The organism is Legionella drancourtii LLAP12, from assembly GCF_000162755.2.
Classification (GTDB): Bacteria; Pseudomonadota; Gammaproteobacteria; order Legionellales; family Legionellaceae; genus Legionella; species Legionella drancourtii.
Genome location: NZ_JH413847.1, coordinates 77243 through 90176 on the forward strand (window position 1 = coordinate 77243; position 12934 = coordinate 90176).

Sequence of the window (12934 nt, forward strand, 5' to 3'; positions counted from 1 at the left end):
GAACCTAAATTATTAACACCTTGTCAGTTTACGGCATAATACTTAAGTTAGTATTAAGACGGTAGACTTTCTTTTGATATTTTTACCGAGAGTTCTAAAATAAATTCAGCTACCTTATTGGTTTGTACAGGATAATCGGTATAAGCATCGATACGAATTGGTCGATTAACCCGTTCTTTAGTGTGTTGCGTTTCCATAATCATCGCTTTGATGCTTTCGCCTTCAGTGCAAACAAAATAGACATCTGATTCGGGTCGGCGTAAAAATTGTGCTTGGAACGATTTAAACACTAGAGAAACTTTACTCTGGGCCAGATCGGCGTGATAAAAACCATGTAATCCTGCGGCTAAATCGGCACCAACAGCCAATGCACCAAAATACATGGAGTTTAAGTGATTGCGGCTGCGTCTTTTTAAGGGCAAGCAAATAACGATTTCTTGTTTATCGATCTTAATTATACGTGGTTTTAAATAACCAATCATTGCTACTTTAAAGTGGCAGAAGTACCAGAAAAACAATTTAAAGCGAAACATGTGGCTCATGGATTCTCCTGTTTTACCATACTTATACTCTGAATGAGGTAAGGTTCGTTTGCCGAGGGATTGGTGGCGATAACGATTAAAGAAAAAGCAACTTTAACGTTAAGTTCCGCGAGCAATACCTCCGTATTGATGCGCCAATACTTTATTCCAGAAGCCATACCTGAGTCTACAATAGTTGGTGTAATCAGAAATGTTGGATGAATCGTGAGTTGTTGCGCACGAATCTTCTGTAGATAGCTTCCGAGAAAGCCACTTAGGGCATGCCAGGCAAATGGGGTGAATCCATTACCGTGTTGCTCGGCGTCACTGCTGTCGTAGTTAAAATCTATTGATAAAGTATTGGTTAAGGTTTTTTTGGTCCATTCAGTTACTTTTAGTGAATTTGCCGCATGCATGGTTGTCGCAAGCAGCAGCAAAATGCTTAACAGAATAGGTCTCATCTTTAAAATCCTTTTGCATTAACGCTTCATGTTTGTAGTGTAGCAGAGGATCTTGTTGTTCTCGAATCAGGATAAAAAATGTCTATACGTTGGGCTATTTTACGGTCATAATTCAGCTATACTTTAAGCGTATTTTACCTTAAACATAACGCCGCATATCCGTGTCTTTTCTCCTGATGCGCGATGATGTACCTGAGTCGTTACAACTAAACTATCGGATTTTATGCAGACTATCAGTATCCGTGGTGCAAGAACCCACAATCTTAAAAATATCGACCTGGATTTACCGCGTGATCAATTAATCGTGATTACTGGTTTGTCCGGATCGGGGAAATCATCTTTAGCCTTTGACACTTTGTATGCCGAAGGGCAACGCCGTTATGTTGAATCGCTCTCTGCTTATGCACGGCAATTTTTGTCGATGATGGAAAAGCCGGATGTGGATTCTATTGAAGGTTTATCGCCGGCAATTTCAATCGAGCAAAAAGCAACCTCACATAATCCACGTTCTACGGTAGGAACAATTACCGAGATTTATGATTATTTGCGATTGTTGTATGCGCGTGTTGGCGAGCCTCGTTGCCCAATACATCATGCAAGCTTACATGCGAAAACAGTAAGTCAGATGGTTGATCAGGTTTTAGCTTTGCCCCGGGATGCTAAAGTCATGATTTTGGCCCCGGTGGTGCGCGAGCGTAAAGGCGAGCAAGTGCAGTTACTGCAACAATTGCAAGCGAAAGGTTATGTGCGTGCGCGGATTGATGGTGAACTTTGCGAGCTGGATTCGCCGCCCAAATTAGGTTTGCGTACCAAGCATACGATTGAAGTCGTCGTGGATCGTTTTAAGGTCAGGCCAGATATTGCTCAGCGCTTGAGTGAGTCTTTTGAAAATGCCTTAAATTTAGCTGAAGGCATTGCTGTAGCCGCTTCAATGGACGATAAATTCACCGATCTTTTATTTTCTTCCAAATTTGCTTGTTCTGAATGTGGTTATAGCTTAAGTGAGTTAGAGCCTCGACTTTTTTCCTTTAATAATCCTGTTGGTGCTTGTCCTTCTTGTGATGGCTTAGGCGTAGATCAATTTTTTGATCCGGAACGGGTGATCCATGATGCTACTGCTAGCTTAGCTGAAGGAGCCATTCGGGGCTGGGATAAAAAAACGTCTTATTATTATTCCATGCTGGAATCGCTTGCGCGCCATTATGGCTTTGCTACCGATACGCCATTTTGCGATCTTCCCGCAGACATGCAAAAAATAGTTTTATACGGCAGTGGTCGTGACGTAATTGAATTTCATTATCATCGTCCCAATGGCGGTTACATGGTAAAGCAACATGCATTTGAAGGAATCATTCCTAATATGCAACGGCGTTATCATGAATCTGATTCAGGAATGATCCGCGAGGAATTGGCAAAATATTTATCTTCACGCCCTTGTGAAACCTGTCATGGTGCGCGATTACGTGAAGAGGCGCGTAACGTCTTTATTGACGATAAGAATCTACCCGAAATAGCCGCTTATTCAATCGAAAAATCATATGAGTTTTTTAAAAACTTACGCTTAACTGGCTATAAAGGTGAAATTGCGGCAAAAATTAATAAAGAAATTGTTGAACGTTTAGGCTTTTTAGTCAATGTGGGCTTAGATTATCTATCACTGACACGCAGTGCCGAAACTTTATCTGGTGGTGAAGCGCAACGTATTCGTTTAGCCAGTCAAATTGGTTCGGGCTTGGTTGGGGTCATGTATATTTTAGATGAGCCTTCCATTGGCTTGCATCAGCGTGATAATGATCGCTTATTAGGGACCTTGATGCATCTGCGTAATCAAGGCAATACCGTTATTGTGGTTGAGCATGATGAAGATGCCATCCGTAGTGCGGACTTTGTTTTAGATATCGGCCCTGGTGCTGGCGTTCATGGTGGCGAAATTGTTGCGAGTGGGACTCCTGATGAGGTGATGCGAAATCCTGCTTCATTGACTGGGCAATATTTATCCGGCAAACAGGCTATTGTAATCCCTGAACAGCGTTTACCAATTAATCCAGAAAAAATGATTCATTTAAAGGGGGTTACTTGCAATAACTTGCATCAGGTTAATGTGAGTATTCCTTTAGGTTTATTAACGTGCATTACTGGGGTTTCGGGTTCAGGCAAGTCCAGTTTGATTAATGATACACTTTATCCCATGGCGGCAAATATGCTTAATAGAGCCAGTTTATTTATGCCGGGGGCGGTAAAAGAAATCTCTGGACTCAATTGGTGTGACAAGGTTATTGATATTGATCAGAGCCCGATTGGTCGTACACCACGCTCGAATCCGGCAACATACACTGGTTTATTTACACCTGTCCGGGAATTATTTTCAAGCACACCTGAGGCGCGCGCACGAGGTTATCAGCCTGGACGTTTTAGTTTTAACGTTCGCGGGGGGCGATGTGAGGCGTGTCAGGGAGATGGACTTATCAAAGTAGAAATGCATTTTTTACCCGATATTTATGTCGCCTGTGATCTATGCCAAGGTAAACGTTATAATCGCGAAACTTTAGATATTCAGTATAAAGGAAAAAACATTCATGAAGTTTTAGACATGACCGTTGAAGACGCTTGCAGTTTTTTTGCGGCAATTCCGGTGTTGGCGAGAAAATGTCAGACCTTAATGGATGTGGGCTTGTCTTATATTAAATTAGGGCAAAGCGCTACGACCCTTTCTGGAGGTGAGGCACAACGGATTAAGTTAGCTCGTGAATTGTCAAAACGAGGTACCGGTAGCACTTTATACATTCTTGATGAACCAACAACGGGTTTGCATTTTCATGATACGCGCCAATTATTGGCCGTATTATTTCGCTTGCGTGAACAGGGTAATACGATTGTGATTATTGAACATAATCTTGATGTAATTAAAACCGCAGATTGGATTATTGACTTGGGGCCTGAAGGTGGGAGCAAAGGCGGGCTGGTTGTTGCCACCGGAACCCCCGAGCAAGTGGCGGCATGTAAGCAGTCTTATACCGGTCAATTTTTGCAACCGTTGCTCTACCCAAAAAGTAAATCTTAGCAGCCGATTGGGCTGTAAAGCCCAATTGTAGTGCATATTAGGCTGCAAATGTTTGGGCAAATAACCTACCTACTTTTTCCACCCCTGTTTTTTTTATCATTTTCGAGCTATAACTAAAGTAGAATATTTTGCATAGGGATAACAAAATGGGAACCTTCTTTATTGTGCTACTCGTCATTGTAGTCCTTTTGTTTTTATGGGCTATTGGCATCTACAACACGCTAATTCAATTAATTGAAACGATCAATAACGATAAAAAACAAATTGATATCCAATTGGACCGCCGTTTTAAAGTATTTGAGTCATTAATTGATACCGTCAAAAAGTACATGGATTATGAACAGACCACATTAAAAGATGTTGTGGCTTTACGTAATCAGGCTCAAGCTGCTAAGGCTGCGGGGGATGAACAGGGGCGAATGGCCGCTGAGAATGGCATTTCTCAGATTGCCTCTGGCATTAACGTGGTCTTTGAGCGTTATCCTGATTTGAAAGCAAATCAAAATGTGATGCAATTACAAGAAGAAATTGTGAATACAGAAAATAAATTAGCTTATGCTAAGCAAGCATATAATGATGCAATTGAACGATATAATGCGAAGAAAAAAGCGTTTTTTGAATCTATGGTCGTTAATTTTTATGCATCTGCTTTGAATAAAGATTTTGTCTATTGGGGGCTTCCTGAAGAACAGATTCAGGCTAAAGAAGACTATAGTGTAAAATTTTGAGTATAAATTATGAGTCTTGCAGATTATCATGGCAGTGCCGCTGATTGGCGCGAGCAAATCAGAAAAAATAAACTTAAGACTCGTATAGTGATTACTTTATTCATTGGCGGTTATTTTGCAGTTGGTTTTGTTGCTGATGTCTGTTTGTTGCTGGCAATGTATCCACATATTACTATAGAGCAAAGCATTTATGCCTTGCTTTATTTACGTGTTATTCCTTATGCAACGCTGCTGATGGTTGGTTCGGCAGTCGTATCTTTGCTCATAACCTACACGTTCTATGATCGCATTATGTTACTAGGCACGGAGTATCATGAAATTACTCCAAAAACTGCAAAAAATGTACAAGAACAACAGTTATATAATGTGGTTGAAGAGATGACCGTTGCCGCTGGTTTGCACTATGTTCCGCGTGTTTTTATTATTGAAGCAGATTATATGAATGCTTTTGCTAGTGGCTACAGTGAAAAATCCTCAATGGTGGCAATTACGCGTGGTTTAATTGATAAACTCGAGCGGGCCGAACTGCAGGCGGTAATGGCGCATGAATTGAGCCATATACGACATTATGATATTAAACTGACATTAACCGTGGCGGTTTTAAGTAATATTCTGTTAATCGTTGTTGATATTTTATTTTATTCGTCCCTGTATAGACGTGATGATCAACGCGATGATAATCGCTTATTCGTGGTCATTATGATTATGCGTTATCTTCTGCCTTTAGTGACGGTTGTCTTAACTCTATTTTTAAGTCGAACCCGAGAGTATATGGCTGATGCTGGATGTGTTGAATTAATGCGTGATAATGAGCCTTTAGCGCGTGCCTTACTTAAAATCAGTTCGGATCATGAACGGCATGCTGAATATTATTCGGCAGAATATGGGAATACACCTCATGAGGAAGTTCGACGAGCCGCTTATCTTTTTGATCCTTCTGATATTGATCCAGTTAAGTCTTTAAGCAATGTTTTTGCTACCCACCCTTCAATTGACCAACGTTTGAAAGCGTTAGGTTTCAAACGTAAAACGTAAATAAGCGGTTTTTTTAACTTAATCCACATTTAAATTAATAATTGCATACTCTTTTCTTGTGCAAGCCCCCTTTTTTTGTTTATGATGACAAATAATTTTAATACCTTCTCTAAAAGGAATTTAGATGTGATGAAACTACGTTCTGTAATTCTATCAATTTTTTTAGTATGTAATGGGCAAATGATTTATGCGGATGCTTTATCTAGAACCCGAAATGATATGGCACAGACCACCAGTGAGCGCCCAGGCTTATCCGGTTTTTTTCAAAAAATAACTCCAGAAATGCTTTATGGCTATACTGATTTTAATTTTAAATCAACAAGCGGTGCTAATCTTAATCGCTTCAACGGGCATTCAAATCTTTATTCAGCAGGGGCAGATCACCTGTCACTTAGTTCGAGTATTATGGCTGGTATTTATTACTTCAGAATTGATACGGCGCTGGCTTCAAAATATGCCTTTTCACCAATACCAACAACAAGTTCTGAGCAGACTATAAAAAATAGTACGATTTTTGGCCATATCCTTAAACTGTTTACGCCTCAAATTTATGTCGATGTGGCTGGCGGTTACGGATACAACCAATTAAATACCTATAGTACTATTTTACCGAGCGACCTGAATCCTGAGCCCTTATTTGCGCATGCACGAAATAATAGTGATAACTGGTTTGTCAGCGTGAATGGTATTTATAGAAAAACTTGGCAGAAATTTTTGCTAAGAGCTAATTTTGGCGTGTTATACAGTGAAATTGATACACCTCACTATTATTATTTATTCCCTACCCAAGGCATGAGCCAACGTGTTGAGCGCTTAACCAGCAAGGCTACTTTATTATTAGAAAATGTCGAGGTTGGTTATTTCATTAAGCCTAAATTAATGCCATTTATTAATGGTGGTTTAATCCAGGTTGTGGATTTTTCAAATAGTCGCCCAATTGTGAGTCCTACAAGCATAATTAACGGCTCCTTACCGCAATTAAATATGGATAAGAATGGTTTCCGTCTAGGTGCTGGAGTATCGTATACGTATAAAAATGTCACCATGCGGGTTGAGGAAAAATATTACAATGCCGGCTCAACCTTCCGTAGTTATCAAACACTTGCCGCATTAGAATATCAATTCAGTTAGGAACATATTGGATAACATTGGTGTCGTTAAAGCTTTGGAATGTCCTCTCCTGTTCGGGGAGAGGGATTCTGTCTTTTAGCATCTCCTTTTAGCTAGGTTTCGATTAAGGATAATGTCTTGTGACCACTGTTCGTGAATTGTTACTCCAAAAGCTGCGTTTCAAATGGACACAAGTCTACTTAGGATTATTCTGTACGGCATTTATTTTTCTTGCTGATGTGACACATCTTCCTTTGGTCAGTTTCCTTATCAATCGCTTAGACAATCGAATTTATGATCAGATTGTGCAATTGAATTTGCGGCCACATTATCAAAACCCGCAGGTTGTGATTATTGATATTGATAATAAGGCGGTGCTAAAGGAAGGCCGTTGGCCATGGCCACGTAACAAGATGGCGGAGTTAGTTACGAAGTTAAAACAAAATGGTGTAGTAACGATTGCCACAGATATTGTCATGGCCGAGCCCGAAGTAAATTATGCCTTAGGTTTAAAAGCTGAATTACAACCTTTAGAATCGAAGTTGACGAAAACGCAACAACAGCTTCCTCTTTTATTAGATGAAGTTGCGCCACAAGTTGATAATGATCAAATTTTTGCGAATTCTTTATTGGATCATAATGTGGTGTTGGGGTATCTATTTCATAATGATCCGTCGGTTATAAAAGGAGTTTTACCTCCTTCATTAACTTATCCCAATGGTCGAACTATTTATCGTGGTGATCTCGATTTATATCAGTTTACTGGTTATCACGGATGTTTGGAATTATTCCTTAAAGCATCAACGCAAGCGGGTGCGGTAACTAATTTACCTGATGCAGACGGGTCGGTGCGTCATGGTCTTATGTTAGCAAGTTATAATAACCAGCTGTATGCAACGTTATCCTTGGCAACTGCCATGAACTATTTGATGGTCGATCATGCAACGTTAAAACTCTATGATAATAAGTTGTATGGAATCCAAATAGGAGCCGTATTTGTGCCGACTAATGAGTATGGACAAATTCTTATTCCTTTTTGGGGGCAACCTGGGACACTGACTTATTATTCAGCAGCAGACATCATGCAAGGCACTTTCAATCCCACCGACTTGCAAGGGGCTATCGCTGTTATTGGATCAACGATGATTCTCCTGGCTGATTTGCATGACTCACCTGTTGCGCAGTCTTTTCCTGGCGTTGAAATGGTGGGTAATATGGTTCAGGGTATTGTTGGCCAACAATTGGTGGCTAGCTATGATTGGAATACTAATCATGGTCGGCTGCATTTGTTGTTAGTGGGATTATTTTTTACATTGATCTTTTCTTTTGTTGGGGTCTCAGGGATGTTAGTACTGGCCCCAATAAGTATTTTGGCTATTCTTGCTGTATCGGTCTACCTTTTTGTAGCTAAGAGTCTGTATGTTCCGTTAGCATTTGTCTTAATCCTGATTATTTTGCAGACCCTTGTCAATTATGGGTACCTATTTATTATGGAGCGTAAGCAAAAACGCAAAATAAATCAGTTATTTGGTCAGTATGTTCCCGAAGAATATGTCAAAGAGCTTATTGAATTTCCAGACCAATACAGTATGGAAGGTCAAGAGCGTAATATGACAGTACAGTTTAGCGATATACGTAATTTTACCAGTATCAGTGAGACGTTAGGGGCTTCTGATGTTAAGCGCTTGTTAAATACATTTTTTACGCCCATTACGGAGATAATCTTTAGTTTCCGTGGCACTATTGATAAATATGTAGGGGATATGATTGTTGCCTTTTGGGGGGCACCTATCAAAGATGAAGAGCATGCCTACCATGCACTCATGGCTTCGCTTAAAATGATCAAACAATTACCTGAAATTAATGCAAAAATGATGAAACTGGGGTTGCCTGAGGTGAACATTGGGATTGGTCTTGCTACAGGGCTTATGAATGTTGGTGACATGGGCTCCGAATTTCGTCGTGCTTACACCGTCCTTGGCGATACGGTAAATTTAGCTTCTCGATTACAGGATTTAACTAAATTTTATCATGTTAACATTTTAGTTAGTGATGGGACACGCGCAGGACAAGAGCAATTTGCTTGGCGCGCTGTTGATAAAATAACCGTCAAGGGCCGCAAAACTGGATTGATTATCTATCAGCCCCTGGGGCTGGTTACAGAAATTTCTGCCGATGTTCTTGCTGAGTTGGATGAATACCATAGTGCATTAGATGATTATTATGCGTGCAATTGGTCGTCTGCGGAAAAGAAGTTTGATATGCTGAAAAGCAAGTCTTCGAATATTTATTTATATCAAATGTATCTGCAGCGAATCAATGCATTTAAAGAACGCGCACCTGATGAAAATTGGGATGGGATTTACATACATCTTCATAAATAAGTGTGTGTCCTGATCCGTTTATAAGGTAGGAGCGGCGGGTAGTTCAGTAAGGTAGATGTTTAGTGGTAAATTGGTACTTGTTTTATAATATTTTATTCATTGTACAGGGAAAAATATGAAGAGATTAATTTTAATTGGGTTATTTGTTGCCGCGAATCAATTATTTGCTGCAGCTGCAACGGTGCTATTCACACAAAATAAAGTGGTCGCCAATCGCAATGGCAGCGAAAGAACACTTTCTCGGGGGGCTTCTTTAGATCCCGGTGATGAAATTACTACCGGAGCTGGAGGGGCGATACATCTCCAATATACAAATGGTGCTTTAGTTAATATTGGTTCAGATTCTACTTATAAGATTTTAGCTTATTCCCCCAAACAAACCGATTCACAAATCAATGCAGAATTAAGTCGTGGTAAGCTTGAAATTCAAAATGCTGGAAAAATCAAGGAAACATTGAAGACCCCAATCGTTTCGCTGGCTATCCTTGGTACTCATATACGGGTCGCCGCATCGCTATTACCTGGTCAGCACCATAAAAAACAAGATCCGCAATGTGCTGGATTACGTGGTTCCGAAGTGACTAACGTGCAGATTCTTGAAGGGCTTGTTTCGGCAAGAGGTAAGTATCTGAGAGCCGGTGATAGTGTTCGTGTGAGTTGTGATCGTATTGTTGATGCTCCATTCCCTAAAGACGGAATTGTTGCTTCGCCGCTTAATTCTTCAGGAAAGATAGAAGGAGAAGCAACTGTTGAGTCTGGACTTGGTGGTGAAATTGGCGCGCAAATCACGACTTTTGTTGCTACGAACCTAGAGCCTGGGGTTACTACCCTTAGTGGTGTTGAAGCCGTACAAGCTGCTACATCTATGGCAGATATTTCCTTAGCCTGTATCCCTTAAATTGGTATGCGCGAATTTTTATTCGCGCAGCCCAACTCCTTTTTTTAATAAAAATAAATTGAGCAGGGTTAATAAAACTAACATTAGACAAATAATACTCATGGCAAAGCCTAAACCGACCTCGCTTTGGCCAATCATGGCTTGCCTCAGTGCATTCACCATATATAAAATTGGATTAAACCAGGATATTTTTTGCCAGATTTCAGGCAACATGCTGGTACTGTAAAAAACGCCGCCTAAATAGGTTAGGGGGGTGAGCACAAAAGTTGGAACAATCATGATGTCATCAAAGTTACGGGCTACCATGGCATTAGTAAAGCCTGCTAATGAAAACACCGCCGATACCAGAAGCACGACTAGCAAAGTTAACGGCAAATGATTTAATTCGATGGTTAAGAAAAAGCTGGCGATGATAAATACTAATACAGCAACAATAAGTCCGCGAAAGACACCGCCAAGAACATAACCTAATAACAAGAGGCTATTACGCATCGGGCTGATGAGCATTTCTTCAATACTTTTTTGAAAACGCACGCTAAATAAGGATGTTGAGACATTGCCATATGAATTCACGATGACAGACATCATAATTAAACCCGGCGCGATGAACATGGGGTAACTCACGCCCTGAATCTGACCAATTCGTGGCCCAATTAAGCTACCAAAGATTAAAAAATAAAGCGTTGTCGTAATTACTGGCGGTAAAAAAACCTGGCTTGCAATGCGAAACATGCGTACCAATTCACGTCTTACCAGAGTATATAATGCAACAAATTGTTGTTTAATGGCCATTTTTTATAATATCCAAAAAGAGTTCTTCTAAGCGGTTTGTTTTATTACGCATACTGTGAATAATAATTCCGTGTTTGCTTAATGCGGTAAATGCATCATTTAAGCTTAAATTATTATCAATACGTACCTCGAGGGTATTACAGTCAATTAGTGTTGCTTTAAATGGACTAAGATCAGGCAAAATTTCAATAGGGGCTGCTGCATAGAAGATAAACGTTTGATGACGTAGTGTTTGTAGTAATGCCTTCATTGAGGTATTTTTAATGATTTGTCCTTTATCAATGATGGCAATATTTTTACAAAGTTGCTCTGCTTCTTCCAGATAATGGGTCGTCAAAATAATCGTCGTGCCTTCCGCATTCGTGCGGGTTAAAAACTCCCACATACTGTGGCGGATTTCTATATCTACTCCGGCCGTAGGTTCATCAAGAATAAGCACTTTAGGTTGATGTATTAAGGCACGCGCTATCATCAACCGGCGTTTCATGCCGCCAGATAGGTGGCGTACGATTGAATGTCGTTTTTCCCACAGACCTAATTGTTCCAGAAGCAAATGAGCACGCGGCAGTGCTTTTTTGCGTGAGATGCCATAATAACCTGCCTGGCTTAATAAAATTTGTTCGCAGTTTTCAAAGATATTAAGGTTTATTTCCTGGGGGACAAGACCTAGACATGACTTTGCTTTTTCAGGCTCATTATCTAGATCATAACCATAGATACTAATGCTTCCTGAGGTTTTATTCAGTAGGGTGGTTATTAAACCAATGGTTGTGGATTTTCCAGCACCATTAGCACCAAGCAATGCAAAAAAGTCACCGGTTTTAATTGTTAAATCAATGCCTTTTAGCGCTTGCACCCCATTAGCATAGGTTTTTGATAATTGTTTAATGTCTAAGGCATGCATAGAGAATCTAGAGAGGATTAAAATGTCATTATACACAATTATGCTGATGTTTCGCTAATGAAGCTCCAGAATTGAGTTCTCGATAAAAGCAAACATAAATTTTATTTATCATTAACTATTTTTAAAAGCTAATTTAATTAATGATCAAGACTATGAATATCTTGATGAGATTCTTGAGCTATTCATTAATGAATTTCGTGATGATGAAAATCATCTTTTGACATTTGGCAACGCAAATCATGAATGAACGTTTAGAGCAATATGATAATGAGCTTCTTCTTTTAATCGTCACAAATATTGATTAATAGGCAAAAGCGTTTATTAGGTTTTGTAAATATAATTTAATGGACAATATGTTCGGGCTAGAAATAATGGTATATTACGAATCCAAAAAATGCTCAGGCATCTAATATGAATAAACAGTTTGGTACAGTGAAGCGATTTAACAAAATAAAAGGCTATGGCTTTATCACCCCGGATACAGGTGAATCAGAGGTATTTGTTCACTTTTCAGAAGTTGCAGTAGCTGGTTATAAAGAGTTAAAAGAAAATCAACGCATTAGTTACGTGTTGAGGGAAGGTGAGAAAGGTTTGTTTGCAACTAAAGTGGAAATTATTTCGCCAATTTAGGGCTTAATTAACTGAGTGATTGATAGATAGAGCCAATGCTAGCCATTTATGATGGTATTATGTGCCACCTTAACGGATGTAACCAACAGCTGACAAATTTATAAACAAGCTATAGCCATAATTTCATAATTTAATGAAGAACGCAGGGTTGATGTAGCCTGTATCTTATCATTTAGCGGATCTTGGTTTTTTACCTTGTACTAGGCGTACGAAGTAAGCAAAGAAAGGGTTTTCTTTTAAGCACAATCTAATTTCTTTGACTCCTCCTGCAGCAAGAATATATTTCACGTCAGGTGCAAAATCGCTGAGTATTTTTAATATCTCCGCATCGCTGGTTTTTCTTTGAGCTAGTACTTTCACTTGCTGTTCTATCATTCTAATAGTGAGCTTGTAGTGATGATTTAACATAT

At 39.6% G+C, this 12934-nt stretch carries 12 protein-coding genes; 7 read left to right on the plus strand and 5 right to left on the minus strand.

The features are described from left to right. Positions 1 to 53: 53 nt before the first annotated feature. Both LDG_RS15110 and LDG_RS15115 read right to left on the minus strand, forming a co-directional pair. Positions 54 to 542: a PaaI family thioesterase gene (locus LDG_RS15110; RefSeq protein WP_040536180.1), complete on the minus strand. Its 489-nt coding sequence runs from the start codon at positions 540 to 542 to the stop codon at positions 54 to 56. Further along, positions 539 to 982 carry a hypothetical protein gene (locus tag LDG_RS15115; RefSeq protein ID WP_006872296.1) on the minus strand — a complete coding sequence of 148 codons (444 nt, stop codon included), beginning with the start codon at positions 980 to 982 and terminating at the stop codon, positions 539 to 541. The genes LDG_RS15110 and LDG_RS15115 overlap by 4 nt, the downstream gene beginning before the upstream one ends. Before the next feature lie 223 nt (positions 983 to 1205). On the opposite strand from LDG_RS15115, the gene uvrA reads away from it, so the two are divergent. The 6 genes from uvrA (at position 1206) to LDG_RS15145 (ending at position 10198) form a co-directional block, all read left to right on the plus strand. Continuing rightward, positions 1206 to 4043, plus strand: coding sequence for an excinuclease ABC subunit UvrA (gene uvrA, locus LDG_RS15120; protein WP_006872297.1), 2838 nt, complete (start codon positions 1206 to 1208; stop codon positions 4041 to 4043). Positions 4044 to 4189: 146 nt separating this feature from the next. Further along, a complete protein-coding gene (locus tag LDG_RS15125) occupies positions 4190 to 4771 on the plus strand; it encodes a LemA family protein (RefSeq protein ID WP_006872299.1) in 582 nt (193 codons plus the stop codon). Positions 4772 to 4780: 9 nt separating this feature from the next. After that, positions 4781 to 5806 carry a zinc metalloprotease HtpX gene (gene htpX, locus LDG_RS15130; RefSeq protein WP_006872300.1) on the plus strand — a complete coding sequence of 342 codons (1026 nt, stop codon included), beginning with the start codon at positions 4781 to 4783 and terminating at the stop codon, positions 5804 to 5806. Between the two features lie 129 nt (positions 5807 to 5935). After that, complete coding sequence (locus tag LDG_RS15135; protein ID WP_006872301.1) at positions 5936 to 6937, plus strand: autotransporter outer membrane beta-barrel domain-containing protein; 1002 nt, start codon at positions 5936 to 5938, stop codon at positions 6935 to 6937. 119 nt (positions 6938 to 7056) lie between these two features. Further along, positions 7057 to 9300: a CHASE2 domain-containing protein gene (locus tag LDG_RS15140; RefSeq protein ID WP_006872302.1), complete on the plus strand. Its 2244-nt coding sequence runs from the start codon at positions 7057 to 7059 to the stop codon at positions 9298 to 9300. A gap of 115 nt (positions 9301 to 9415) precedes the next feature. After that, complete coding sequence (locus LDG_RS15145) at positions 9416 to 10198, plus strand: FecR domain-containing protein (protein WP_006872303.1); 783 nt, start codon at positions 9416 to 9418, stop codon at positions 10196 to 10198. 18 nt (positions 10199 to 10216) lie between these two features. On the opposite strand, the gene LDG_RS15150 is transcribed toward LDG_RS15145, so the two are convergent. Together LDG_RS15150 and LDG_RS15155 are read right to left on the minus strand one after the other, a co-directional pair. Continuing rightward, positions 10217 to 10990 carry an ABC transporter permease gene (locus LDG_RS15150; RefSeq protein WP_006872304.1) on the minus strand — a complete coding sequence of 258 codons (774 nt, stop codon included), beginning with the start codon at positions 10988 to 10990 and terminating at the stop codon, positions 10217 to 10219. Further along, positions 10980 to 11894, minus strand: a complete 915-nt coding sequence (locus LDG_RS15155; protein WP_006872305.1) for an ABC transporter ATP-binding protein — start codon at positions 11892 to 11894, stop codon at positions 10980 to 10982. Before LDG_RS15155 ends, LDG_RS15150 begins: the two co-directional genes overlap by 11 nt. A 411-nt stretch (positions 11895 to 12305) precedes the next feature. Between LDG_RS15155 and LDG_RS15160 the strand changes: the two genes are divergently transcribed. Next, on the plus strand, positions 12306 to 12524 hold the full coding sequence (locus tag LDG_RS15160; RefSeq protein WP_006872306.1) for a cold-shock protein: 219 nt from the start codon (positions 12306 to 12308) through the stop codon (positions 12522 to 12524). Between the two features lie 168 nt (positions 12525 to 12692). On the opposite strand, the gene LDG_RS15165 is transcribed toward LDG_RS15160, so the two are convergent. Continuing rightward, the gene (locus tag LDG_RS15165) at positions 12693 to 12932 is read right to left on the minus strand and encodes a hypothetical protein (RefSeq protein ID WP_040536182.1); all 240 of its coding nucleotides are present in this window, start codon (positions 12930 to 12932) and stop codon (positions 12693 to 12695) included. Positions 12933 to 12934: the final 2 nt, after the last annotated feature.

What these genes read in the sequence shown, in the direction of transcription:
- uvrA (WP_006872297.1), top strand. Translation starts at nt 1,206, where the DNA reads ATGCAGACTATCAGTATCCGTGGTGCAAGAACCCACAATCTTAAAAAT.
- LDG_RS15165 (WP_040536182.1), bottom strand. Translation starts at nt 12,932, where the DNA reads ATGTTAAATCATCACTACAAGCTCACTATTAGAATGATAGAACAGCAA.
- htpX (WP_006872300.1), top strand. Translation starts at nt 4,781, where the DNA reads ATGAGTCTTGCAGATTATCATGGCAGTGCCGCTGATTGGCGCGAGCAA.
- LDG_RS15150 (WP_006872304.1), bottom strand. Translation starts at nt 10,990, where the DNA reads ATGGCCATTAAACAACAATTTGTTGCATTATATACTCTGGTAAGACGT.
- LDG_RS15125 (WP_006872299.1), top strand. Translation starts at nt 4,190, where the DNA reads ATGGGAACCTTCTTTATTGTGCTACTCGTCATTGTAGTCCTTTTGTTT.
- LDG_RS15145 (WP_006872303.1), top strand. Translation starts at nt 9,416, where the DNA reads ATGAAGAGATTAATTTTAATTGGGTTATTTGTTGCCGCGAATCAATTA.
- LDG_RS15160 (WP_006872306.1), top strand. Translation starts at nt 12,306, where the DNA reads ATGAATAAACAGTTTGGTACAGTGAAGCGATTTAACAAAATAAAAGGC.
- LDG_RS15115 (WP_006872296.1), bottom strand. Translation starts at nt 982, where the DNA reads ATGAGACCTATTCTGTTAAGCATTTTGCTGCTGCTTGCGACAACCATG.
- LDG_RS15135 (WP_006872301.1), top strand. Translation starts at nt 5,936, where the DNA reads ATGAAACTACGTTCTGTAATTCTATCAATTTTTTTAGTATGTAATGGG.
- LDG_RS15155 (WP_006872305.1), bottom strand. Translation starts at nt 11,894, where the DNA reads ATGCATGCCTTAGACATTAAACAATTATCAAAAACCTATGCTAATGGG.
- LDG_RS15110 (WP_040536180.1), bottom strand. Translation starts at nt 542, where the DNA reads ATGAGCCACATGTTTCGCTTTAAATTGTTTTTCTGGTACTTCTGCCAC.